The organism is Streptomyces muensis (assembly GCF_021474425.1).
Classification (GTDB): domain Bacteria; phylum Actinomycetota; class Actinomycetes; order Streptomycetales; family Streptomycetaceae; genus Streptomyces; species Streptomyces muensis.
In genome coordinates this window covers 12,920-33,192 of record NZ_JAKEIP010000008.1, presented here as the reverse complement: position 1 = coordinate 33,192, position 20,273 = coordinate 12,920, and the positions used below count along the sequence as shown (strand labels likewise).

The following is a 20,273-nucleotide window of genomic DNA, read 5'->3' as shown; positions in this document are numbered from 1 at the left end:
CTAGGTCAGGGCAGCTCGGCCTGTGCCGGGGCGTCGTCGAGGAAGCCGCCCGACTGGTGCTTCCACAGCTTGGCGTAGGCGCCGTCCAGGGCGAGCAGTCCGTCGTGCGTGCCCTGCTCGACGATCTGTCCACGGTCGAGGACGACGAGCCGGTCCATGCCGGCGACCGTGCTCAGCCGGTGCGCCACCACCAGTGCCGTACGCCCGTCCATGAGCCGCCACAGCGCCTCCTGGACCAGGATCTCGCTCTCGGAGTCCAGGGCGCTGGTCGCCTCGTCGAGCAGCAGGATCGGCGCGTCGCGCAGGATCGCCCGGGCGAGGGCGACCCGCTGGCGCTGACCGCCGGACAGCTTGACGCCGCGTTCGCCGACCATGGTGTCGAAGCCGTCGGGCAGCGCGTCGGCGAACTCCGTGACATGGGCGGCCTCGGCCGCACGGCGGATCTCGGCGTCGGTGGCGTCCGGCCGGGCGAAGGCGATGTTGTCCCGCAGGGTGCGGTGGAACATCGCCGGGTCCTGCGGTACGTACGCCATCAGACCGCGCAGGTCCGCCTGGCGCAGTCTGCTGATGTCCTGACCGCCGACCAGGATCCGCCCGCCCTCGATGTCCGTCATCCGCAGCAGCAGCCGGGTGAGCGTGGTCTTGCCGCCGCCCGACCGGCCGACCAGGCCGATCTTCGCCCCGGCGGGCACGTCCAGCTCAAGGCCCTGGAACAGCGGCCGGCCGCCCGCGTGGGCGAAGGTCACCTTCTCGAAGCGGACGTCGGCCGCACCGGGCAGCAGCGGCTCCGGGGACGGCGGATCGAGCACGGTCGGCGGGGTCAGCAGCAGTTCGGTGAACTGCGCGGCCTCCGTCATCGAGCTCTCCAGCCGACGGTAGATCTGGTTGAACTCGAACATGATCCGCGTCGCGTTGGTGTAGTAGGTGAACGCGACCACGATCGCCTCCACGCCGTGCGCGCCCCCGCCCAGCGTGACCGCGAGCAGCAGGCCCAGCGCGTTGGTCAGCACCGACATCGGCGCGACCAGCGTGTCGATGCGCAGATTGCCGTAGTCCCACGACCGCAGCGTGAGCCGGCGTGATACCGCGACGCGGGAGCGGTGCTCGGCGGCCTCGCGCTCCTCTGCCGCGAACGCCCGCACCGTGTCCATGTTCATCAGGCTGTCGGCGACATGCCCGGACACCCGGGCGATGGCCTCCTCCCGCAGGTCGACGAGCGCCTGACGGCGCCGGATCAGGGGCACCACGCACAGCGCGGTCACCGCGATCATCGTCAGGAGGCCTACGACCAGGAGCGGTTCGTAGCGCCACAGCACCACCGCGCCGAACACCAACGGCACGAAACTGCCCACGATCTGGAAGGCCAGCGTGTCGACGAACTGCTCGAAACGGGACGCGAAGCTCAGGACGCGCTTGGTGAGCGAGCCGGCGAAGTTGTCGTGGAAGAACGCGGCGTCCTTGGCGAACAGCTCGTCCATCCCGATCACGTACAGATGCTCGATGCCCAGGGCGTCCAGACGGTTCAGACAGTGCAGGGCGACGCGCCACAGCGCTTCCGCGAGCAGCAGCACACCGACGAAGCCGAGGACGTACGGCAGGGTCGAGCCGACGGTGACGTCCTTGTCGCTCGCGATGCCGCCGACCAGCTTGGCGACGATCAGCGGCGCGATGTAGTTGATCCCGATGTTGCCCACCGCCAACAACAGCATCGCCGGCACGGTCAGCCGCCGGAGACGGGCCAACTCCCGTCCGTAGTAACGAAGTGCGAGAAGCACCGAGCGCTTGCCCGGCAGGACCCTGCGCGGTTCGGACGTACCCATCCCACCCCTGTGGTTACGTGGAGTTACGGTTCGAGTACGCAGTGTCCCGTGCCGACGGGCGCGGCGTCCAAGGGTTTTCGGGCCGGTGGAGACGTGGGGCGCGACTTTCCAGTACCGCCAGTAACATGATCAACTTCCCCCTCGGGTGCCCCGTCACGGTCACCCTCGGCGCCCACCGGGCCGCCTCCTCACTCTGGCCGTAAAACCCGTAGGACATCGATGTCATCATCTGAAGCCCGTGAAGCCCACGAAGCCCTTCAGCAAGCGCTTACCGACTATGAGCACCACATGCGGACCTGTCGGCAGTGCCATGCGGACTCGGTCCCGTGCGCGGTCGCGAAGCACCTGCTACGCCTGTACAACAACGCCCGAAGAGGCGGCAGCCGACGCTGAGGGTTCGAGCCGGGAGGGCCTCCCAGGAGCCTCTCGTTTCCGTCAGGGCCCTTGCGCTCCTGCCGTTCCGCACGCGTAGCCGCGCTCAGCCTGGGAACCAGCAGCGTTGGAAGTACCAGGACGAGTCACCGCGGCCGACGGCAGCCGGGCCGGAGAAGGTGTGATGGCGACCGATTCGCGGGGAGGCGGCAAACCGCCTTCCGAAGAGACACAGGACTGCGAGGTCAGGTTTGACGGGGGGTTCGGTGATGTGACGAGAGCCCGCCTCAGCGCGGAGAAGTACCTGACGACACTCGCGCGGTCCGCACCGCCGCAGACGCCCGAGTACCGGGACGACATCGTGCTGGTGGTCACCGAACTCGCCGCCAACGCGATCCAGTACGCGCCGGGGCCGTTCGGACTGACGCTGCGCAAGGCGTTCGACGGTGTGCATGTGACGCTCAGCGACACGAGCACCACCCCGCCCGCACCGCGCCCCTTCCACCCCGGCACCGGCAGCGGCGGCGGCATCGGCTGGTATCTGATCCACACGCTGTGCGACCAGGTGAGCGTGGTGGTGCGGGAGGACGGCAAGGACGTGCACGCGTTCCTGCCCTGGTGATCCACGGTGTTCGTCGGACGGGCGCTCAGGTCAGCGGCACCAGCACGGTGACCGTCTTGCCGCCCGCGCGGCGGCGCTCGATGCGGATCTCGCGGGACAGGCGGATGATCAGCGGCCACCCGTATCCGCTGCCCTCGTGGACCTGAGGGAGTGTGCCGGGTCCGTAGGCGGCGGAGGGGACGGTGTCGCTGTGGTCGTGCACGCTCAGCCGCACCCCTTCCGGCAGCAGGGCCACCTCGAACCCCGCGAGGCCGCCGCCGTGCCGGATGGCGTTGGTGACCGCCTCCGACACGACGAGCAGCAGATCCATGACGGCTCGCTCACTCGCCGCGCCGGACGGAGCACCCCTGTGCTCCTCCAGGACCGACCGCACATAACTCCGTGCCGTCGCCGCGCTGGTGATCGGGACCGGTCGGGGACACACCGTCCGGCGGTCCCCGGCCGGACGGCGCTCGATCGGCTTCACGGTCGCTCGTGCGCCGCCCGCGAAACGCTCGTCACTCGCCGAGCGTCGCGGGCGCGCACCAAGAGGGCTGCGGCTTCTGTCACTTCACCATTCCTCGCACGCTGTCGCCTTTCGTTCCTCGTCGTCCGTCCGGGTCCCCTGGTGCTGCGCTTACCCGTGTGCGGCCGAATCATGGGGCGCAAGGACGCCGGAGGTACCGCAGGGTCATGCGTGGGTCGCCTCGTCCCGGATCCGCGCGCAGCACCGGCTGATGAGGCGGGAGACATGCATCTGGGAGATGCCCAGCCGCTCCGCGATGCGGCTCTGCGTCATGTCCTCGAAGAAGCGCATGTACAAGATGGCGCGCTCACGCTCGGGCAGGCGCCGCAGACCCGCCTTCGCCGCCTCCCGGTCGACGACGACGTCGTACGCCTCGTCGCAGCCGCCGATGGTGTCGGCGAGACTGAAGCCGCCTTCGCCCGCGGACATCTCGGCGTCGAGGGACAGGGTGCTGAAGCTCTCCAGGGCCTCCAGACCGGTGCCGACCTCGTCCTCGGTGAGCCCCGCGTGGGCGGCGATCTCGGCGACCGACGGATTGGCTCCGCCGGACTTGTCGATGAGGTCGCGGCGTGCGATCCGTACCTTGTTGCGCAGCTCCTGGACGCGACGGGGGACCCTGAGGGCCCACATCCGGTCGCGGAAGTGGCGCTTGATCTCGCCGGTGACGGTGGGCACGGCGTAGCTCTCGAAGGCGCCTCGGCCGGGTTCGTAGCGGTCTATCGCCTTCACCAGTCCCAGTGCCGCGACCTGACGCAGATCCTCCAGCGACTCACCGCGGTTGCGGAAGCGGCCGGCGATGCGGTGGGCCATGGGCAGCCACACCTTGGCCAGTTCGTCACGGACCGCGTCGCGCTCGGGCCCCTCGGGCAGAGCGGCGAGGCGGGCGAAGTCGGCGGCGGTGTCGGGGGCGTCGTCGTGGACGCGGCCACCGGACACGCGGGGACGGGCGGACAGGTCGGAACCTTGTGCGGACGTCTCAACCAGCATGCGGAACAGCTCCTGAACGGCGTTCTCAGGGAATCTCCGTGGAAACGGTGCGGGTGTGGATGCGGGTGCGGTTCGGGTGGACGGCCGGGCGGGAACGCCCAGGCCCTGCATCGGTCACACCTGTCACACCGGAGCGCCTCTGGTCCGAAGCACGAGATCCCGCATGCCCCGCGACCGCGCAGGCAAACGAGTTGAGGGGTGGGCGAGGTGTCCTGCCCGCCGGAACCAGCCGTTGTGGCGTCTCACGGCGAACGACGGCGTCGGAAGGCGCATGAGACGCGCGAGTTCGGGCACGCGGGGAAGGACAAGTGGTTCCGGTGATGGGGAGGGCGGCATGGCAGCCGTGACGGTGGCGCAGGCAACGGCCACGGCACAGGAGACGGTCACGACGGACGGGGCGGCGGCGCTGCCGCTGATCGAGGATCCGACGAGGGTGAGCCCACAGGACGCACGCGAGCTGTCGCGTCAGTTCTTCGACCGACTGGTCATGCTGGAAGAGGGCACGCAGGACCACCAGTACGTGCGCAACACGCTGATCGAGATGAACCTGTCGCTCGTGCGGTACGCGGCCTCGCGGTTCCGCGCGCGCGGGGACTCGCTGGAGGACATCGTCCAGGTCGGAACCATCGGGCTGATCAAGGCCATCGACCGCTTCGAGGTGTCGCGGGAGGTCGAGTTCACCACCTTCGCGGTGCCGTACGTCGTCGGCGAGATCAAGCGCTTCTTCCGCGACACCAGCTGGGCCGTCCATGTGCCGCGCCGGCTTCAGGAGGCACGTGCGGAGCTGGCCAGGGCGACGGAGGAACTCGGCTCCCGGCTGGGCCGTACGCCGACCACCCGTGAGCTCTCGGAGCTGATGTCCCTGTCGGAGGAAGAGGTCATCGAGGCGCGCAAGGCCGCCAACTGCTACCAGTCCGCCTCCCTCGACGCGGCCGTGACCTCCGACGCCGAGAACAACGAGTCCGTCCTGGCCGCGTTCCTCGGTGAGGAGGATCCGTCGCTGGAACTCGTGGAGGACTTCCACTCGTTGGCACCCCTGATCGCCGAACTGGGCGAACGCGAGCGCCGGATCATCCATCTGCGCTTCGTGGAGGAACTCACCCAGGCCCAGATCGCCGACCGCATCGGCGTCTCCCAGATGCACGTCTCGCGCCTGATCAGCCGCATCATCAAGCGACTGCGCACCGGACTGCTGGAGCCCGGGGTCGCTTGACGGGCACGTCTTGACGGGCACCACGTGCGGGTTCACCCCGCCCCCGCCCTCTACGTCCCGTCTCGCCCACCCCTCACCAATCCCCTCAGAGGAATCACCGCGGTGACACGCTTGCCGCCGGTCGGCAGGTCCGCGATCCGTACCGTGTGGGAGAGGCGACAGACGATCGGCCAGCCACGGCCGCCGCAGCGGTGGTGGCCCTGAGGGTCGGTCGGGCCGAGGGTGACCGGGTGGCGTCGTTCCCGGTCGCTGACGGACAGGTACAGGTCCGGGCCGACGACCTCGACGTCGAAGTCGGTGATGCCGCCGCCGTGCAGCATGGCGTTGGTCGTCAGTTCCGACGCCACCAGCAGTGCGTCCGAGAGCGTCTCGGAGGTACAGACGGTGCCGTGGGCGCGTGCCTGCTCGGACAGGAGCCGGCGTACGGTTCCGCGGGCCTCGGCCGGACTGCGCGGCCTGCCGTGCAGACGGGCCGTGCCCGCCGCGGCGCTGGTGGGGCCGGTCAGGTACTTCTCACTCATCCTTTCGCTCCCTGACGGACGGAGGCGACGAGGAAGGGGAGGGACTCCGCGCGTCCGGCCGCCCGAGCCCCGGCCCTTCGCTCCGTATCGCGTGATGTTTCTCTCTGGTCGCGTGACCCCTTGGCCGACCGCCAAACCGTTCATCGGTCTCATGTACGCAAAAACAGCCAGAAGAACGACGCGCACCGCTCGCTCGCACCAGCCCTGTGTGCTGCGGACATTCGGGGGTAGGCGGGCGAACGCGTCGACGGACGGTCACCGCTCGCGCGGGACGCGACGCATCAGATCCGTTCGTCGGGGCACCCGTCCCGATCGTCAACGCCTGTGGGAGGTACTTGTGTCCGTTGCCCGGAATCCCCTGTCGATCAAGGTGGAAGTGCCCCGGGAAGACGCCGTGCTGCTGACGGTCGAGGGCGACCTGGACATGGATACGGCCACCGAGTTGCAGCACCACCTCGCCAACCAGCTCCACCACGGCCGTCGGCACTTCCTGCTCGACATCGCGGGCGTCCCCTTCATGGACTCGTCCGGCATGAACATCGTCCTGCGGGCCTATCAGGAGGTACGGGAGATTCCGGGGGGCGTGTACGTCATCTCCCCGACGCCCGCCGTCCGCCGGATCATGGATCTCACCGGCGTCAGCATCACCGTCCCGATCGTGGGGAGCGCCGAGGAAGCGCTCGCCACCGCGGACTCCCAGCCGGGTCCAGGGCGGCCCTCGTCCTCGACGGACGGGTGAATCCCGCTCCCCGGAGAGAGCCCACCGGAGCATGGGCGCACCAGCAGGCCGCGGCGACGGCCGCCCCCTTCCTCCTGGCCGACCACGGCGTCACCCCACTCCGACGCGCTCGTGGGCCGTCTCGACCGGTGCGGGGGCGCGGCAGGCGCACCGACCGGACCGAACCGTCCGGCGCTCCCCGTACCGTCGGGCGGCGCACACCGTATGAGGAGGGAAGTACGTGCCGGAGCAGCGAACAGCAGAAGAGCGGACCGACCCGGTGGAGGAACTCGGGACGTTCCTGCGGCGCAGTCGGGAGCAGATCGCCCAGCGCTGGGCCGACGCGGCGCTCTTTCGCACCGTGTTCACCGTCTCCCGGGACGAGGCGGTGGAGGCCGGCCGGGCCGTGGTGGAGGCGCTGGCCGCGGTGGCCGCCGCAGGACGCCTGGAGGACGCGGAGGCGGACGGGTTCGCCGTCGTGCGCGAGCAGTTGGCGCGTACGGCGCATTCCCGGGCCCGTACCGGCGCGACCCTCGCCCAGATCTCGGCCGAGATGGACGCGCTGCGACCGCCCGTCAACGACCTGCTGCTCGACGAGCTCTCCGAGGCACCCGCCCAGCATCTGCGGGAGTGCACGACCGCGCTGACCGTACTCATGGGCACCCTGCGCCTGGTCATGATGGAGACGGCGATGAGCGCCGGACAGGAACTCATCAACCGCCAGCGACTCGAACTGCTGGAAATCGCCACCCCCGTCATCAAACTGTGGGAAGGCATCGTCGCCGTACCGCTGATCGGCACGCTCGACAGCGCCCGCAGCCAGGTGGTGATGGAGACGCTCCTGGACGCCGTCGTCGAGCAGCACGCCCGCATCGCGATCCTGGACATCACCGGAGTGCCGACGGTCGACTCCCTGGTGGCGCAGCATCTGATGAAGACCGTGGCGGCGGCGCGGCTGATGGGAGCGGAGTGCATAGTCTCCGGGATCCGGCCCGCCATCGCGCAGACCATCGTCCATCTCGGCATCGACCTCAGCTCCGTGCTCACCCGGGCGAGCCTCGCGGACGCCCTGGCCTACGCCCTTCAGCAGCAGGGCGCCCACATCGTCCCCGCCCCGGCCGGAGAGCCCGAGTGACCGGCCCCGCCGCCTTCCCCCACGAAGGCCACGTCCCCGTCCTCAGGCTCGGCGAGGTCCTCCTGGTCACCCTCCAGGGCGACCTGTACGACAGCACGGCGGAACGGCTCCGGCAGGACATCGGTCAGACCGTCTCCGACAGCGCGGTCGAGGTCAGCGGCGTGGTCATCGACCTCTCCGGTGTCGAGGTCGTCGACTCCTTCATGGGCCGGGTGCTCAGTGACGTCGCGGCCATGACCCGGCTGCTGGCGGCCCAGACCGTGGTCGCCGGGATGCGCCCCGCGGTGGCCATCACCCTGGTGGAACTCGGCCTGACCCTGCCGGGTCTGCGTACCGCTCTGACCACCGAGGACGCCCTGCGCCTGCTCGGGGCCGAGGTGTCGGTGCCGTCCCGCGACGGGCGCCCCCGCGGGGAGCGCCCGTGACCCACAGCACCGGCGATGTCTCCGCCTGCCTGCCGATCCACTCGGACCTCGACCTGGTGCGGGTGCGGCAGCATGTGCGGCAGATGACCGCCCGACTCGGGTTCGGTCTGGTGGAGCAGACCAAACTCGTCACCGCGGCCAGTGAGCTGGCCCGCAACGCCCTCGTCCACGGCGGCGGGGGCCAGATGGAGTGCACGGCCGTCACCAGCGGCGGGGTGCGGGGACTTCGCCTCGTCTTCAGCGACCAGGGCCCCGGCATCGTGGACCTGGACCAGGCCATGAGCGACGGCTACACCTCCGGTGAGGGGCTGGGGATGGGCCTGGGCGGCGCCCGGCGCCTGGTCCACGACTTCTCCGTCGACACTCGCCGCGGCAGCGGCACCACCGTTACGGTGACGTCATGGATCTCCCGGCCGCCAGGCCCGCGCGAGGCGCCCTGATGCCGCGCGTGTGGGAGGTGCCGGTGCACGACTCGACCCGGGTGCGCGACGTCCGCGTGGCGGCCGGTGCCGCGGCCCGGCACGCCGGGCTGGCCGAGGGCCGGGTCGCCGCCGCCGAGCTCGTCACCACCGAACTCGCCACCAATCTGCTCAAGCACGCCGGTGGCGGACGGATACTCCTCGACCTCGTCGGCCCCTGCGCCCCGCCCTACGGCGACGAGCGCGGCGCCCTGGTCCAGATCGTGGCCGTCGACCACGGCCCCGGCATGCCCGACACCGCAGTGGCCCTGCGCGACGGCTACTCGACCACCGCCTCGCTCGGCGCCGGCCTCGGCACCTGTCTGCGCACGGCCGACGACTTCGCCCTGCACAGCGCACCCGGGCGCGGCACGATCGTCCTGGCCAGGATCGCCGCCCGCCCGCACGGCGGGATCGACGGCCCGCGCCCCGCCCCGCTCCCGGTGCGGTCGGGCGGAGTCAACATCCCCCTCGCGGGCGGGGAGTTCTCCGGCGACGCCTGGGCCTGCGTCCGCACGGCCGACCGTGTGACGCTGCTGCTGGCCGACGGCCTCGGCCACGGCCCTCTCGCGGCCCGTGCCTCCTCCGCAGCGGTGGAGGAACTGCGCCGCGCCCCCCACCTGCCGCCCGCGGACCTGCTGCGGCGCCTGAACGGCGCCCTGCGCGACACGCGGGGAGCGGCGGTGTCCGTGGCCCAACTCGACGTCCCCGCCGGGCAGTTGTCGTTCGCGGGAGTGGGCAATGTGGGCGCCCGGATGCGCCGCGGCGACAGCTGGCACGGCCTGGTCTCCCGGCCCGGCATCGTCGGCGCCCATCTCCCCGCCCACCTGCCGCAGCAGCAGGCCGCCTGGACGGACGACTGCCTTCTGATCCTGCACAGCGACGGCCTGCCCAGCCGCTGGTCTCCCGGCCCGGCGGCCCACGCGCCGGCCTCCCTGGACCCCGCGGTGATCGCCGCGACGATCGTGCGGGACGCCGGCAGCCCCGCCCGGCCGGTCCGCGACGACACCGCCGTCGCCGTCCTGAGCCCCTGGCCCACGGACGGCACGTCATGACCCGCACCTGGTACGTCCGCACCCTCACCGACGCCGCGCGGGCCCGTATCGCCACGGCACGGCTGGCCGCCGCGTGCGGAGTGCCGCCCGTCGACCGGACCCGCCTGGTGGCCGCCCTCACCGCTCAGCTACGGCAGTGCCTCACCAAGGGCGGTGAATGGCGGGTCGGCGTGGCGACGACCCTGTCGTCCACCGGCGGCGACCTCAGCGTCGAGGTGGCCCTGGCGAAACGCCGCCCGGAGGACCGGCAGCCCCCGTGGCGCGCCTCGGTCCCCTGCGCCGCGGACGCGGACGTCGCCGTCGCCGTCGAGCCCGCGGCCGACGACCCGGCGACGCTGGCCGACGCCCTGTTCGGCGCCGACGAGGACGCCGCCCTGCTGCTGGACCGGCTCGCCGAACAGGAAGGGCTGGTCGCCTTCCACCGCGAGGAACTCCACCAGACCAACCAGGGCGTACTGGCCCTCCACGCCGAACTCGACGCCGCCGGGCGTGCCCAGCGCGAGCTCTTCGACGCCGAGCAGCAGGCCCGCGAGGAGGCGGAGAACGCCCGCGGCCGGCTGACCTTCCTGGCCGACGCCAGCGCCGCGCTGACCGCCTCCCTCAACCACGAGGCCATCGTGCGGCTGCTGCCCGCCCTGCTGGTGCCGAGATACGCGCGCAGCGTCGACGTTTGGCTGTTCGACGACGTGGACGACGCGCTGCGCGGCGGCCCGCACCCGGCCGCGGCCGTCCTCGCCGCCCGCCGCGGCCGGCCGCAGTACGCCGCCGACCACCCCGGCGGCCTGCCCGGCGTCGACGACCAGCCGCCCTCGGCCGTCGACCCCGGCCGGCCCCTGCTGTGCATCCCCTTGTTCACCCGTCGGGCCTCGCAGGGCGTCCTCACCCTGTCGCCGCCCGACGAGCGCTGGGACGCGGACGACGCCGTCATGCTGATCGAGCTGGCCAGACGGGCCAGCATCGCCCTGGACAACGCCAGACGTTTCGAGCACAACCGGGACATCGCCGAGACACTGCAACGCGCCCTGCTCACCGACCTGCCCACGACACCGGGCCTGACCCTGGCCGCCCGCTATCTGCCGGCCACCCAGGGCCTGAACATCGGCGGCGACTGGTACGACGCCTTCCCCCAGCCCGACGGCAGCCTCATCACCGTCGTCGGGGACGTCACCGGACACGGGCTGCACGCCGCGGTGATGATGAGCCAACTGCGCACCGCCCTGCGCGCCTACGCCGTCGACGGCAGCAGCCCCGGCGAACTCCTCACCCGACTGCACCTCTTCCTGCACCGCCTGCGCCTCGACCTCTACGCCACCGCCGTGATCGCGCGCCTCCACCACGACGACCCCACCCTCACCTGGGCCGCCGCCGGCCATCCACCCCCGGTGCTGCGCACCCCCGACGGCCATGTGCACACCCTCGACGCCAAGCCCGGCGCGATGCTGGGCATCCCGCTGGACCAGGAGATCGGCGACCACACGGTGCCGCTCCCGCCCGGCTCGACGCTGGCCCTCTACACCGACGGGCTGGTGGAACGCCGCGCCCGGGGAATCGACCCCGGCATCCACCGCCTCGCCGAGGAACTGGGCGGCTTCCGCCCGACCGAACTCGCCGAGGAACTCGAGGCGTCGGCCGACCGGCTCCTGCACCCGCTGCTGCACGACTCCGAACACGACGACGACGTATGCCTGTTGCTGTGCCATGTGCACGCCGGCCACGGACCGGCGCAGAGAACTCCCTCGTACGCCCCTGACGGCCCGCAAGGCTGACTGCGGGCTGACAGCGGGCCGACTGCGGGGTCACTTCACGACCGTCTCCCAGGTGTCGACGGCGTAGTGGACCGTCATCCCGTGCCGGGCGTACAGAGCGGGAGCCCCCGTGGCGTTGGCGGTGTCCACCCCGAGCCCCACAGTGTCGCGTCCGCGGGCGGCGAAGGCCGCGAAGGCGTGCCGCAGCAGCAGACCACCGAGACCCAGACCGCGCCCCTCACGCACCACGCCGATGCTGCGGATCCACCCCATCGCCTCCCGGTCGTCACGGGCCAGCAGGAACCCGACGTCCCCCAGGTCCGCCGTGGCGGCGATCCACACCAGCGACCAGTCGAGCCGGTCCCCGTCGATGTCGTGCAGCCACTGCTCGTACGTACGCGGCTGGAAGTCGAAGTGCTGGGCGAAGCTCGACTGGTACAGCGCGTGGACGCGCGCCCGGTCCGCCTCCTCGGTGCACGGCCGCAGCCGTACGCCCGGCGGAACCGCCGGCACCAGGTCCTCGGCGGCGTCCAGCGGCCGTCGCAGCACGTGATAGCGGCGTACGACGGACCAGCCGCGCTCCTCGATCAGCCGGGTGTCGAGGGTGGGTTCCGTGTTGAGGTGCAGATGCACCACCGCCCTGGACGCGCCGTTCTCCCGGGTCTTGTCCAGGGCACGGGCCTCGAGCGCGTCGAATATGAGCTCCCCGGCCCGCTGGTGCTCGGGCAGCACATAGTGGTCGACGTCGACCCGCTCACCGCCCGACTCGTCCCACAACAGGCCGTACGCCACGAGCCGGTCGCCGTCGAAGACGAGCCAGGAGTCGCGGTCCAGGTCGATGTCGGGCCGCTTCAGATCCGCCTCCACGGTGTGCAGGTCGGTCTCGGGGCGGCCGATCTCGATCCGGTCGACCTCGTTGAGCAGTTCGGTGATGGCGGCCGCGTCGGCGAGGCCGGCCGGGCGAAGGGCGTAAGGCATGGGCACAGGGTCCGGGGGAGGGCGCCATGGCCGCAACGCAATTTCCGCTCGTCGGGTCGCGGATGCCCGGCGCAGGTCCGGCACCGGCCCGGCGCCGGACCTGCGCCGGAGGCAACCGGGAGCGCCGCAGGATCGTCCTTGGGATCATGGTCACCGCAAGCACCCCAGGCCCCCTGGCGGCATCAGTGCGCCAGCTGCTCGACTTCGCGTGGACACAGACCCGGTCCTGCGCCTTCGCCATCGCTCTGATGGCCGGTGTGGCGGCCTCCACCCTGCTGCCCGGCCTGCCCGTGGCCCGCTACGACCTGCTCGTCGTCTACGGCGTGCTGCTGACGCTGCTGTTCTGGATGCGCGGCTGGGAGAACGGGCGGGACATAGCCGTCATCGCCGTCTGCCATGTCATCGGCCTGGCCTTCGAGCTGGTGAAGGTGTCCCTGGGCTCGTGGAGCTATCCGGAACCGGCCGTGCTGAAGTTCGCGGGCGTCCCGCTGTACGGCGGTTTCCTGTACGCCGCCGTCGGCAGCTACGTCTGCCGCGCCTGGCGCCTGTTCGACCTGGAGCTGGTCCGCTACCGCCCGCGGTCGACGGCCGTGGTCGCCGCCGCCATCTACGTGAACTTCTTCAGCCACCACTGGCTGCCCGACGCACGCTGGGTTCTGGCCGCACTGCTCCTCGCCGTCACCGCGGGCTCGTCCGTGCGCTTCACGGTGCGCGGGGTACGTATGCGGATGCCGCTGGCGCTGTCGTTCGTCCTGATCGGCTTCTTCCTCTGGATCGCGGAGAACCTCGCCACCTATGTGGGCGCCTGGCGCTACCCCTACCAGCTCGACGGCTGGCAGCCCGTCGGTGTGGAGAAGTTCGGCGCCTGGTCTCTGCTGATCAGCGTGACCTTCGTCCTGGCGGCTGTCGCCCGGTCGCGGCGCACCGGGACCGAGTGAGCGGCGGGGCCGGACCCCGCCGCTCACCGTTGACCGCTCACCGCTACTCGTTCACGGCTACTCGCTCTTAGGTCCCGCCGACTGCACGACCTCGAACGACCACAGGGTGGACCCGCTCGCCGCCGGCTTGGGACGCTCGCCGGCGCCCTCGCCACCGCCCTGGTGGGCCGACTTCATCGGACCCTCCATCCAGGCCTGGAAGGACTCCTCGTCACGCCACCGCGTGTACACGAGGTAGGTGTCGGTGCCCTCGACCGGCCGCAGCAGTTCGAACCACTCGAACCCGTCGGAGCCCTCCACGGCGTGCGCACGCGAGGCGAAGCGCTTCTCCAGCGTCTCGCGCTGCTCGGCGGGCACGGTCAGTACGTTGATCTTGACTACGCTCATGCTGCTCATCCTGCCGCACGACCACCGGCCCACGCGCGGCGGCTCGGTCAGGCCGTGTGCAGGGTCAGCCCGTAGCGGCCGAGTATCTCGTTGACTGGCTGGAACCACGTCTCGCCGCCGCCGGAGCAGTTGCCCCAGCCGCCCGAGGTGACCCCCTGCGCCTGGTCGCCGCTGATGAAGGAGCCCCCGGAGTCGCCGGGTTCGGCGCAGACGCTGGTCTTGGTCATCTGGTGCACCGCGCCCTGGCTGTAGTTGACCGTCTCGTTCTTGGCCAGCACGGTGCCGCAGTGCCAGTGCGTCGTGGAGCCGGACCGGCATATGGAGGCCCCGACCGGCGCCTCGGCCGAGCCGCGCACCAGGCGGTCGGGGACCGTGCCCCAGCCGAGCACCACCGGCACCGTCCACCAGCCGTTGCCGACGCTCACCCAGGCGTAGTCGTTGCCCGGGAACGAGGAGCCCTGGAACGTTCCGACGTGCGTGCCGTCCCAGCCTCTGACGGCGGCGCCCTGACCGCCGCAGTGCCCGGCGGTGATGAAGCCGCCGTGCACCGAGAAGCCTATGGAGCAGCGGACGTTGCCGGTGTAGTACGGGTCGCCGCCGACCGTTCCCGCCGCGAGGGTGCGGGGTGCGGCGGCGACCGTCCGCACGGTGACGGGACCGGCCGCCCGGGCGCCGGAGACGAAGCGCCGGACATCGTTGTCGGCCCGGTGGTCGCGGACGACGTTCACGACGACCGTGTTGGCCACCGGATCGACGTGCCAGCTGCTCACGCCCGACGGCGCGGGGAGCCGGTCGACGCGAGCCTTGGCGGCGTCGAGTTCGCGTGCGCTGTGCTCGACGGTGCGCACGCTCGCCCCGGTGGCGCGGACCTCCCGTACGGTCGTGGGCGGCGCGTCGGACGTGACGGCCACGGTGAGCCGTTCGCTCCGCGCGTCGAACCACGCGCCGCCGTAGGCGGATCCGGCGGCCTCGCGTGCCTTCGGGGCGAGGTCCGTGGCGGTGCGTTCCGCCGCCAGCCGTGCCTCGGCCCGCGGTTTCGACAGGCCGAGGTCCCGCTGCATCGCCTGCAGCAGGCCGGCGGAGGCGGACGGGGCGGCGGGGTCGGTGTCGCTCGCCGCGGCCGATCCGGTGCCGCCCGCGGTCCAGCCGCCGAACACGAGGAGCGCGGCGAGGCCGGCGTAGCTGAGTCTGGTGCTCTTGCGTCTCAAGGGAGTTGCCCTTCGTCGTTCCAACAAGGTGGGGTGGAACAACCGCAATCTGAGAGCGCTCTCATTCAGGGTCGGGCAGAGCATAGCCAGGGCAGCGTGTCAGGTCCATACCAATGCCGCTCCGGTCTCGGGACCGCCCCGCCGTGCGTCAGCCCACGTTGCCCGTCCGCGCCTCCTGCCACAGGTCGACGCCGCCGTCGGTGGCGTACTTGTCGATCTCGGCGAGTTCCTCGTCGGTGAAGTCGAGGTTCTCCAGCGCGGCGACGTTCTGTTCCAGCTGCTCGGTGCGGGAGGCGCCGATGACCAGCGAGGTCACCCGCCGGTCGCGCAGGGCCCAGGCCAGTGCCATCTGGGCGAGGGTCTGCCCGCGCCGGACCGCGATGTCGTTGAGCCCGCGCAGCCTGCCCAGCATGTCCTCCGACAGCCAGGCCTCGTCGAACGACTTGCCCTGCGTGGCGCGCGAACCGGCGGGGACGCCTTCGAGGTAGCGCCCCGTCAGCAGGCCCTGGGCGAGCGCGGTGAAGCCGATGACCCCGAAGCCCTCCTGCTCGGCGGCGTCCAGCAGGCCCTCGTTCTCGATCCAGCGGTTGAGCATGCTGTACGACGGCTGGTGGATGAGCAGCGGCGTGCCCAGCTCCCGGAGGATGGCGGCGGCCTGCCGGGAGCGCTCGGCGTCGTACGAGGAGATGCCGACGTACAAGGCCTTGCCCTGGCGGACGGCGGTGTCGAGCGCGCCCATCGTCTCCTCCAGCGGGGTGCTCGCGTCGAGCCGGTGGGAGTAGAAGATGTCGACGTACTCCAGCCCCATGCGCTTCAGCGACTGGTCCAGCGAGGCCAGCACGTACTTGCGGGAGCCGCCGCCCTGGCCGTAGGGGCCGGGCCACATGTCCCAGCCGGCCTTGGTGGAGATCACCAGCTCGTCCCGGTAGGGCGCGAGGTCCTGCTTCATCAGCCGGCCGAAGTTGAGCTCGGCGGCGCCGTAGGGCGGGCCGTAGTTGTTGGCGAGGTCGTGGTGGGTGATGCCGAGGTCGAAGGCGCGCAGGGCGATCTCGCGCTGGGCCCCGAAGGGCCGGTCGTCACCGAAGTTGTGCCAGTACCCCAGAGACAGCGCGGGCAGGTCGAGGCCCGAGCGTCCGGTGCGCCGGTAGCGCATCGTGCCGTTGTAGCGCTCGGGGTCGGCGAGGTGGGTCATCGAGGGGTGCTCCTGTCGGATCCGGGCGTCCGGTGTCTGGTTCCGGACTCCAGCGCATCGTTCCATTCCGTGGGGCCGCGACGGCCCGGCCGCTGATGGCGAGCCATGTTTCTTTAAATTAGTAATTAATGTTGACAGGGTTCCGGCCCCGCGCCACAGTCTTCGCCGTGACGCCGAAGGCCCGGCCCCGAGCGGCCCGCGTCACTCCTGATGCTTCCCAACCTCCGGGAGAGGCACGTGACTTCACTCGCCCTCGCGAATCGCGATCTCCGTGGTCCTGACCGCGTCCGCGAGGTCCGCGAGGTCCGCGCGGTCGCCGACAAGCTGGTCAGCAGCGGTCTGCGCGACAGCGGCTACGACGTCGTCTGGCTGGAAGGCGGCTGGCAGGCCGCCACCCCCCTGACACGCAAGGGCGGTTGGCGGCCCACCCCGACCGCTTCCCCTCCGGCATCCCCGTCCTGGCCTCCTACCTCCACAAGCGCGGACTCAAGGCGGCATCCACACCGACGCCGGTGCCTACGACGGCGGCAAGACCTGCGGGCTCGGCAGCCGCGGCCACCACACCGAGGACGCGCGGCAGTTCGCCGACTGGAAGATCGACGCCATCAAGGGGCTGGAGCGTCATGAAGGCCTCCGCATGACCGCACCCCGGTACACGACCCTCAGCAGAAAGGCTGGACGACATGACGCCCTACGCCCGCCGCGGCGTGCACGGCCAGACCGTGGAGGCCCTCGCCCGCCGCATCCTCGGCGGGCGGATCCCCGAGGGCGCCACGCTCGACCTGGTGGCGCTGCAGAGCGAGTTGGACGTCAGTCTCACCGCCCTGCGCGAGTCCCTGAAGGTGCTCGCCGCCAAGGGCATGGTCGACGCCCGTCAGAAACGCGGCACCTTCGTCAGAGCCCGCGCCGACTGGAACCTGCTCGACGCCGACGTACTGCGCTGGCAGTTCGAGGGCGCCGACCTCGCCTCCGACGCGGACCGTACCCTGCTGCGCGACCTCGCCGAAGTGCGCGCCATCGTCGAACCGGCCGCCGTACGCCTGGCCGCCGAGCGCCGCACCGACGCCGACCTGGCCGCCCTGGAAGCCGCACTGGAGGCCATGGGGGAACAGGGCACCGACCCGGGGCAGGCCGTGGCGGCCGACCTCGCCTTCCACCGTGCCCTGCTGTCCGCCGCCCACAACGAGCTGCTCCAGCGCATGGAGATGGTCATCGAGCCGGGCCTCGCCCACCGCGACCGCATCGTCCACAGCCACCCGCACAGCGACGACCCCGTACCCGCCCACCGCGCCGTCGTGGACGCCGTGCGCGAGCAGGACCCGCGGGCCGCGGAGACGGCGATGCGCGCGCTGCTCCTCCAGTCCGGACGCGACCTGGACCGGATCGAAGCCGAGGACGACACGAGAGGCATCGGCGGCAAGTGAGGATCACTCGCACAGAGACCTTCCTGGTTCCGCCGCGCCGGCTGTTCTGCCGGATCGAGACCGACGACGGCGTGGTCGGCTGGGGCGAACCCGTCGTCGAGGCATGCTCGGCCGCGTCCTCGACCCCCGCACCGAAGGAGCATCGCCCGTGGACCTGACTGCCGCGCTGGCCACTCACCGCCTGGTCGCGATCGTGCGCGGTGGCGACCCCGACGCCGCCCTGCGCACCGTGCTCGCGCTGGCCGAGGAGGGCGTCGAACTGATCGAGGTGTCACTCGCCGCCCCCGACGCCCTCTGCGTCATCGAACGCGCCCGCGAGGCCCTCGGCCCGGACCGCCCCCTCGGCGCCGGCACCGTGCTCACCCCCGACGACGCCCGCGCCGCGCACCGCGCCGGAGCCGACTTCGCGGTCACCCCGGGGCTCGGCGACGGAGTCACCACGGCGCGGGAACTCGGCATGCCGGTCCTCGCGGGCGTGCTGACCCCGACCGAGATCATCGCCGCCCGCGCCCTGGGAGTCGCCGCGCTGAAGGTCTTCCCGATCGCCCAGGCCGGGGGAGCGGCCTACCTCAAGGCCCTGCGCGGTCCCTTCCCCGACGCGCCGTTCGTCCCGGTCGGCGGAATCGACGCCGACGCGGCCCGTGCCTGCCTCGCGGCCGGAGCGCTCGCGGTCGGCGTCGGATCCCCACTCGTCGGCGACGCCGCGGACGGCGGCAGCGTCACCGCCCTCAGGGAACGCGCCCGCCGGTTCCGCGCGGTCGTGGCGGAGACGACGCCGTGACCGCCGCCCTGCGCCCCGTCCACCCCGACCGCCTCGAATCAGGCGAGGGCATCCGCCGGACCGGCTCCGGCGTCGCCCTCGCCGACATCGTCGCGGGCCGGCTCCTGTCGGTGCCGGACGACCCGGGCGGACCTCTGCGCACCGTGACCCGACTGCCCGTCCCGCTCGGCGCCGTGGCACCCCTGGCCGGTCACGTCGGCGCGTGGATCGCGGCCGCGGGCACCGGCATCTGCCTGCTGCGCTCCGACGGCACGGTCGCCCGGACGCCGCGGCTGCCGGCACGGCAACCCGCGGGAGGGTGCCTCGCCGACGACGCCCTGTTCGTCACGAGCGCCTGCGTCGGACTGCCCGTGCCGGGCACCCAGACGCCCGCCTGCCGCCTGGACAACGCCCCGCACCCGTCTACCACCGGAGATCCCGTATGACCTGGCGCCCCGTTCCAGGCCCGGTCGTCTGCCTCGGCGAGACCATGGCCGCCCTGGCCCCGGACCCACCGAACCCTCTGCTGGACGCCGCCCGCCTGCGGCTGTCGGTGGCGGGAGCTGAGTCGAACGTCGCCATGTATCTCGCCGACCACGGCATCCCGGTCGCCTGGCTCTCCGCGCTCGGCGACGACCCCCTGGGACACCGCGTCCGCGCCACCGTCGCCGCCGCCGGTGTCGACGTCTCCCATGTGCGCACCGACCCCGGCCGGCCGACCGGCCTGCTGGTGAAGGACCCGGGCCCGGCCGGGACCCGTGTGCAGTACTACCGGCGCGGCTCGGCCGCATCCGCCCTGGGCCCCGAGGCACTCGACGGCGAGCCGCTGCGCACGGCCGCGCTGCTGCACCTGACCGGCATCACACCCGCGCTGTCCGAGTCGTGCCGCCGGCTGGTGACCCGGGCACTGACCGCCGAGCCCGGCGCACGCCCGTACGCGGTGAGCTTCGACGTCAACCACCGAGCCGCCCTCTGGCCGGACGGCTCGGCCTCGACCGTGCTGAGGGACCTGGCGGACCTGGCCGACATCGCCTTCGTCGGCCTGGACGAGGCGCAGGCCCTGTGGGGCGAGAACCTGACGCCCGCGGACGTGAGGGCACAGCTCCCGGGTCCTCGCGTCCTCGTCGTCAAGGACGGGGCGAACGCCGCGACCGCGTTCAGCGACGAAGACGAGGGTGTGCACTGCGTGCCCGCACCGCGTACGACCGTCGTTGAGCCCGTCGGCGCCGGCGACGCCTTCGCGGCCGGTTTCCTCGCGGGCCTGCTGCGGGGATCGACCATGACGTACGCCCTCCGTCTGGGCCACATCACCGCCGCCTCCGCCCTTCGGGTGACGGGCGACCACGGCCCGCTGCCCGACCGACGGGAGCAGGAGGCACTGCTCGCCCTCTCGCTCCGGGAGTGGGAGGAGTGGGCTCGGTGAGGCGGCCGTGCCGCCCTGGACCCGCCCCCTTCCGCACTCCCCGCGCGAGAGGCGATTTGCCCGCCTATGCTCCATTTGTGTGACGACTATCTTCGAAGAGCTGGTGCAGAAGGAACGTGCGGCCGAACAGGCGCACACGCGCGTGGAGGAGCTGCGGGGCATGTACGGGTCGCCGACCCAGCGCGGCGGCTGGAGCGCCCGGCAGACCGAGACGTACAACACGGCCCTGCGAGCCTGGCGCGACCTCGCCCGGGAGGCGCAGGTCGCGATGGTCGAGTACGCGAGAGCGCGGGGCGAGCCGCGCAGCGACGTCGAGGAGCAGGTGCGCAAGGCCGCCTGGCATGTGGAGACGGGCGGCGCCGGGGCCTAGCGGACCAGGCGGCGGGA

The 20,273-nt window shown here is 71.9% G+C and carries 24 protein-coding genes; 16 read left to right on the top strand and 8 right to left on the bottom strand.

Annotated features, from left to right (window positions below):
- Window positions 1–5: 5 nt before the first annotated feature.
- Window positions 6–1,820, bottom strand: a complete 1,815-nt coding sequence (locus L0P92_RS03965) for an ABC transporter ATP-binding protein (protein ID WP_234761050.1) — start codon at window positions 1,818–1,820, stop codon at window positions 6–8.
- Window positions 1,821–2,376: 556 nt separating this feature from the next.
- Here L0P92_RS03965 and L0P92_RS03960 point away from each other — a divergent pair.
- Window positions 2,377–2,814 (top strand): ATP-binding protein, encoded by a 438-nt coding sequence (locus L0P92_RS03960; protein WP_234761048.1) that lies wholly within the window; start codon window positions 2,377–2,379, stop codon window positions 2,812–2,814.
- 25 nt (window positions 2,815–2,839) lie between these two features.
- Here the strand turns inward: L0P92_RS03960 and L0P92_RS03955 are convergent, their stop codons facing one another.
- Together L0P92_RS03955 and L0P92_RS03950 are read right to left on the bottom strand one after the other, a co-directional pair.
- Complete coding sequence (locus tag L0P92_RS03955) at window positions 2,840–3,280, bottom strand: ATP-binding protein (RefSeq protein WP_234761047.1); 441 nt, start codon at window positions 3,278–3,280, stop codon at window positions 2,840–2,842.
- A 204-nt stretch (window positions 3,281–3,484) separates the two neighbouring features.
- Entirely contained in the window at window positions 3,485–4,306 is an 822-nt protein-coding gene (locus L0P92_RS03950; protein WP_234761046.1) for a SigB/SigF/SigG family RNA polymerase sigma factor, read from the bottom strand.
- Between the two features lie 334 nt (window positions 4,307–4,640).
- On the opposite strand from L0P92_RS03950, the gene L0P92_RS03945 reads away from it, so the two are divergent.
- Window positions 4,641–5,519 carry an RNA polymerase sigma factor SigF gene (locus L0P92_RS03945; protein WP_234761045.1) on the top strand — a complete coding sequence of 293 codons (879 nt, stop codon included), beginning with the start codon at window positions 4,641–4,643 and terminating at the stop codon, window positions 5,517–5,519.
- 50 nt (window positions 5,520–5,569) lie between these two features.
- On the opposite strand, the gene L0P92_RS03940 is transcribed toward L0P92_RS03945, so the two are convergent.
- On the bottom strand, window positions 5,570–6,040 hold the full coding sequence (locus L0P92_RS03940) for an ATP-binding protein (protein WP_234761044.1): 471 nt from the start codon (window positions 6,038–6,040) through the stop codon (window positions 5,570–5,572).
- A 337-nt stretch (window positions 6,041–6,377) separates the two neighbouring features.
- Here L0P92_RS03940 and L0P92_RS03935 point away from each other — a divergent pair, with 337 nt between their 5' ends.
- The 6 genes from L0P92_RS03935 (at window position 6,378) to L0P92_RS03910 (ending at window position 11,597) form a co-directional block, all read left to right on the top strand.
- Window positions 6,378–6,779: an STAS domain-containing protein gene (locus L0P92_RS03935; RefSeq protein ID WP_234761043.1), complete on the top strand. Its 402-nt coding sequence runs from the start codon at window positions 6,378–6,380 to the stop codon at window positions 6,777–6,779.
- Between the two features lie 220 nt (window positions 6,780–6,999).
- A complete protein-coding gene (locus L0P92_RS03930; protein ID WP_234761042.1) occupies window positions 7,000–7,893 on the top strand; it encodes an STAS domain-containing protein in 894 nt (297 codons plus the stop codon).
- Entirely contained in the window at window positions 7,890–8,318 is a 429-nt protein-coding gene (locus L0P92_RS03925; RefSeq protein WP_234761041.1) for an STAS domain-containing protein, read from the top strand. Before L0P92_RS03930 ends, L0P92_RS03925 begins: the two co-directional genes overlap by 4 nt.
- Window positions 8,315–8,758 carry an anti-sigma regulatory factor gene (locus L0P92_RS03920; protein ID WP_234761040.1) on the top strand — a complete coding sequence of 148 codons (444 nt, stop codon included), beginning with the start codon at window positions 8,315–8,317 and terminating at the stop codon, window positions 8,756–8,758. The genes L0P92_RS03925 and L0P92_RS03920 overlap by 4 nt, the downstream gene beginning before the upstream one ends.
- Entirely contained in the window at window positions 8,758–9,831 is a 1,074-nt protein-coding gene (locus tag L0P92_RS03915) for an ATP-binding SpoIIE family protein phosphatase (protein WP_234761115.1), read from the top strand. Before L0P92_RS03920 ends, L0P92_RS03915 begins: the two co-directional genes overlap by 1 nt.
- Window positions 9,828–11,597, top strand: coding sequence for a PP2C family protein-serine/threonine phosphatase (locus L0P92_RS03910; RefSeq protein WP_234761039.1), 1,770 nt, complete (start codon window positions 9,828–9,830; stop codon window positions 11,595–11,597). The genes L0P92_RS03915 and L0P92_RS03910 overlap by 4 nt, the downstream gene beginning before the upstream one ends.
- Before the next feature lie 30 nt (window positions 11,598–11,627).
- Here L0P92_RS03910 and L0P92_RS03905 read toward each other — a convergent pair whose 3' ends face one another.
- Window positions 11,628–12,554: a GNAT family N-acetyltransferase gene (locus L0P92_RS03905; RefSeq protein WP_234761037.1), complete on the bottom strand. Its 927-nt coding sequence runs from the start codon at window positions 12,552–12,554 to the stop codon at window positions 11,628–11,630.
- A 146-nt stretch (window positions 12,555–12,700) separates the two neighbouring features.
- On the opposite strand from L0P92_RS03905, the gene L0P92_RS03900 reads away from it, so the two are divergent.
- Complete coding sequence (locus tag L0P92_RS03900; protein WP_234761035.1) at window positions 12,701–13,492, top strand: DUF817 domain-containing protein; 792 nt, start codon at window positions 12,701–12,703, stop codon at window positions 13,490–13,492.
- Between the two features lie 57 nt (window positions 13,493–13,549).
- On the opposite strand, the gene L0P92_RS03895 is transcribed toward L0P92_RS03900, so the two are convergent.
- The 3 genes from L0P92_RS03895 to mgrA form a co-directional block, all read right to left on the bottom strand.
- The gene (locus L0P92_RS03895; RefSeq protein WP_234761033.1) at window positions 13,550–13,879 is read right to left on the bottom strand and encodes an antibiotic biosynthesis monooxygenase family protein; all 330 of its coding nucleotides are present in this window, start codon (window positions 13,877–13,879) and stop codon (window positions 13,550–13,552) included.
- Between the two features lie 47 nt (window positions 13,880–13,926).
- A complete protein-coding gene (locus tag L0P92_RS03890) occupies window positions 13,927–15,087 on the bottom strand; it encodes a S1 family peptidase (RefSeq protein ID WP_234761032.1) in 1,161 nt (386 codons plus the stop codon).
- A gap of 148 nt (window positions 15,088–15,235) precedes the next feature.
- Complete coding sequence (gene mgrA, locus L0P92_RS03885; RefSeq protein WP_234761031.1) at window positions 15,236–16,279, bottom strand: L-glyceraldehyde 3-phosphate reductase; 1,044 nt, start codon at window positions 16,277–16,279, stop codon at window positions 15,236–15,238.
- A gap of 416 nt (window positions 16,280–16,695) precedes the next feature.
- On the opposite strand from mgrA, the gene L0P92_RS45925 reads away from it, so the two are divergent.
- From L0P92_RS45925 to L0P92_RS03850, 7 genes are all read left to right on the top strand, one after another.
- Window positions 16,696–16,920 (top strand): hypothetical protein, encoded by a 225-nt coding sequence (locus L0P92_RS45925; protein WP_505016535.1) that lies wholly within the window; start codon window positions 16,696–16,698, stop codon window positions 16,918–16,920.
- Between the two features lie 42 nt (window positions 16,921–16,962).
- Entirely contained in the window at window positions 16,963–17,703 is a 741-nt protein-coding gene (locus L0P92_RS03875; protein ID WP_234761030.1) for a FadR/GntR family transcriptional regulator, read from the top strand.
- The gene (locus L0P92_RS03870) at window positions 17,700–17,861 is read left to right on the top strand and encodes a hypothetical protein (RefSeq protein WP_234761121.1); all 162 of its coding nucleotides are present in this window, start codon (window positions 17,700–17,702) and stop codon (window positions 17,859–17,861) included. The genes L0P92_RS03875 and L0P92_RS03870 overlap by 4 nt, the downstream gene beginning before the upstream one ends.
- Window positions 17,852–18,484: a bifunctional 4-hydroxy-2-oxoglutarate aldolase/2-dehydro-3-deoxy-phosphogluconate aldolase gene (locus L0P92_RS03865; RefSeq protein WP_234761029.1), complete on the top strand. Its 633-nt coding sequence runs from the start codon at window positions 17,852–17,854 to the stop codon at window positions 18,482–18,484. Before L0P92_RS03870 ends, L0P92_RS03865 begins: the two co-directional genes overlap by 10 nt.
- Window positions 18,481–18,909, top strand: a complete 429-nt coding sequence (locus tag L0P92_RS45395) for a hypothetical protein (protein WP_308289612.1) — start codon at window positions 18,481–18,483, stop codon at window positions 18,907–18,909. Before L0P92_RS03865 ends, L0P92_RS45395 begins: the two co-directional genes overlap by 4 nt.
- Window positions 18,906–19,886, top strand: coding sequence for a sugar kinase (locus L0P92_RS03855; protein ID WP_234761028.1), 981 nt, complete (start codon window positions 18,906–18,908; stop codon window positions 19,884–19,886). Before L0P92_RS45395 ends, L0P92_RS03855 begins: the two co-directional genes overlap by 4 nt.
- A 79-nt stretch (window positions 19,887–19,965) precedes the next feature.
- Window positions 19,966–20,256 (top strand): hypothetical protein, encoded by a 291-nt coding sequence (locus tag L0P92_RS03850; RefSeq protein ID WP_234761027.1) that lies wholly within the window; start codon window positions 19,966–19,968, stop codon window positions 20,254–20,256.
- The last annotated feature ends 17 nt before the right edge of the window (window positions 20,257–20,273 follow it).

Coding starts and splice junctions, on each gene's coding strand:
- L0P92_RS03905 (WP_234761037.1), bottom strand. CDS start 12,554: ATGCCTTACGCCCTTCGCCCGGCCGGCCTCGCCGACGCGGCCGCCATC.
- mgrA (WP_234761031.1), bottom strand. CDS start 16,279: ATGACCCACCTCGCCGACCCCGAGCGCTACAACGGCACGATGCGCTAC.
- L0P92_RS03895 (WP_234761033.1), bottom strand. CDS start 13,879: ATGAGCGTAGTCAAGATCAACGTACTGACCGTGCCCGCCGAGCAGCGC.
- L0P92_RS03900 (WP_234761035.1), top strand. CDS start 12,701: ATGGTCACCGCAAGCACCCCAGGCCCCCTGGCGGCATCAGTGCGCCAG.
- L0P92_RS03855 (WP_234761028.1), top strand. CDS start 18,906: ATGACCTGGCGCCCCGTTCCAGGCCCGGTCGTCTGCCTCGGCGAGACC.
- L0P92_RS03910 (WP_234761039.1), top strand. CDS start 9,828: ATGACCCGCACCTGGTACGTCCGCACCCTCACCGACGCCGCGCGGGCC.
- L0P92_RS03940 (WP_234761044.1), bottom strand. CDS start 6,040: ATGAGTGAGAAGTACCTGACCGGCCCCACCAGCGCCGCGGCGGGCACG.
- L0P92_RS03945 (WP_234761045.1), top strand. CDS start 4,641: ATGGCAGCCGTGACGGTGGCGCAGGCAACGGCCACGGCACAGGAGACG.
- L0P92_RS03965 (WP_234761050.1), bottom strand. CDS start 1,820: ATGGGTACGTCCGAACCGCGCAGGGTCCTGCCGGGCAAGCGCTCGGTG.
- L0P92_RS03875 (WP_234761030.1), top strand. CDS start 16,963: ATGACGCCCTACGCCCGCCGCGGCGTGCACGGCCAGACCGTGGAGGCC.
- L0P92_RS03915 (WP_234761115.1), top strand. CDS start 8,758: ATGCCGCGCGTGTGGGAGGTGCCGGTGCACGACTCGACCCGGGTGCGC.
- L0P92_RS03960 (WP_234761048.1), top strand. CDS start 2,377: ATGGCGACCGATTCGCGGGGAGGCGGCAAACCGCCTTCCGAAGAGACA.
- L0P92_RS03950 (WP_234761046.1), bottom strand. CDS start 4,306: ATGCTGGTTGAGACGTCCGCACAAGGTTCCGACCTGTCCGCCCGTCCC.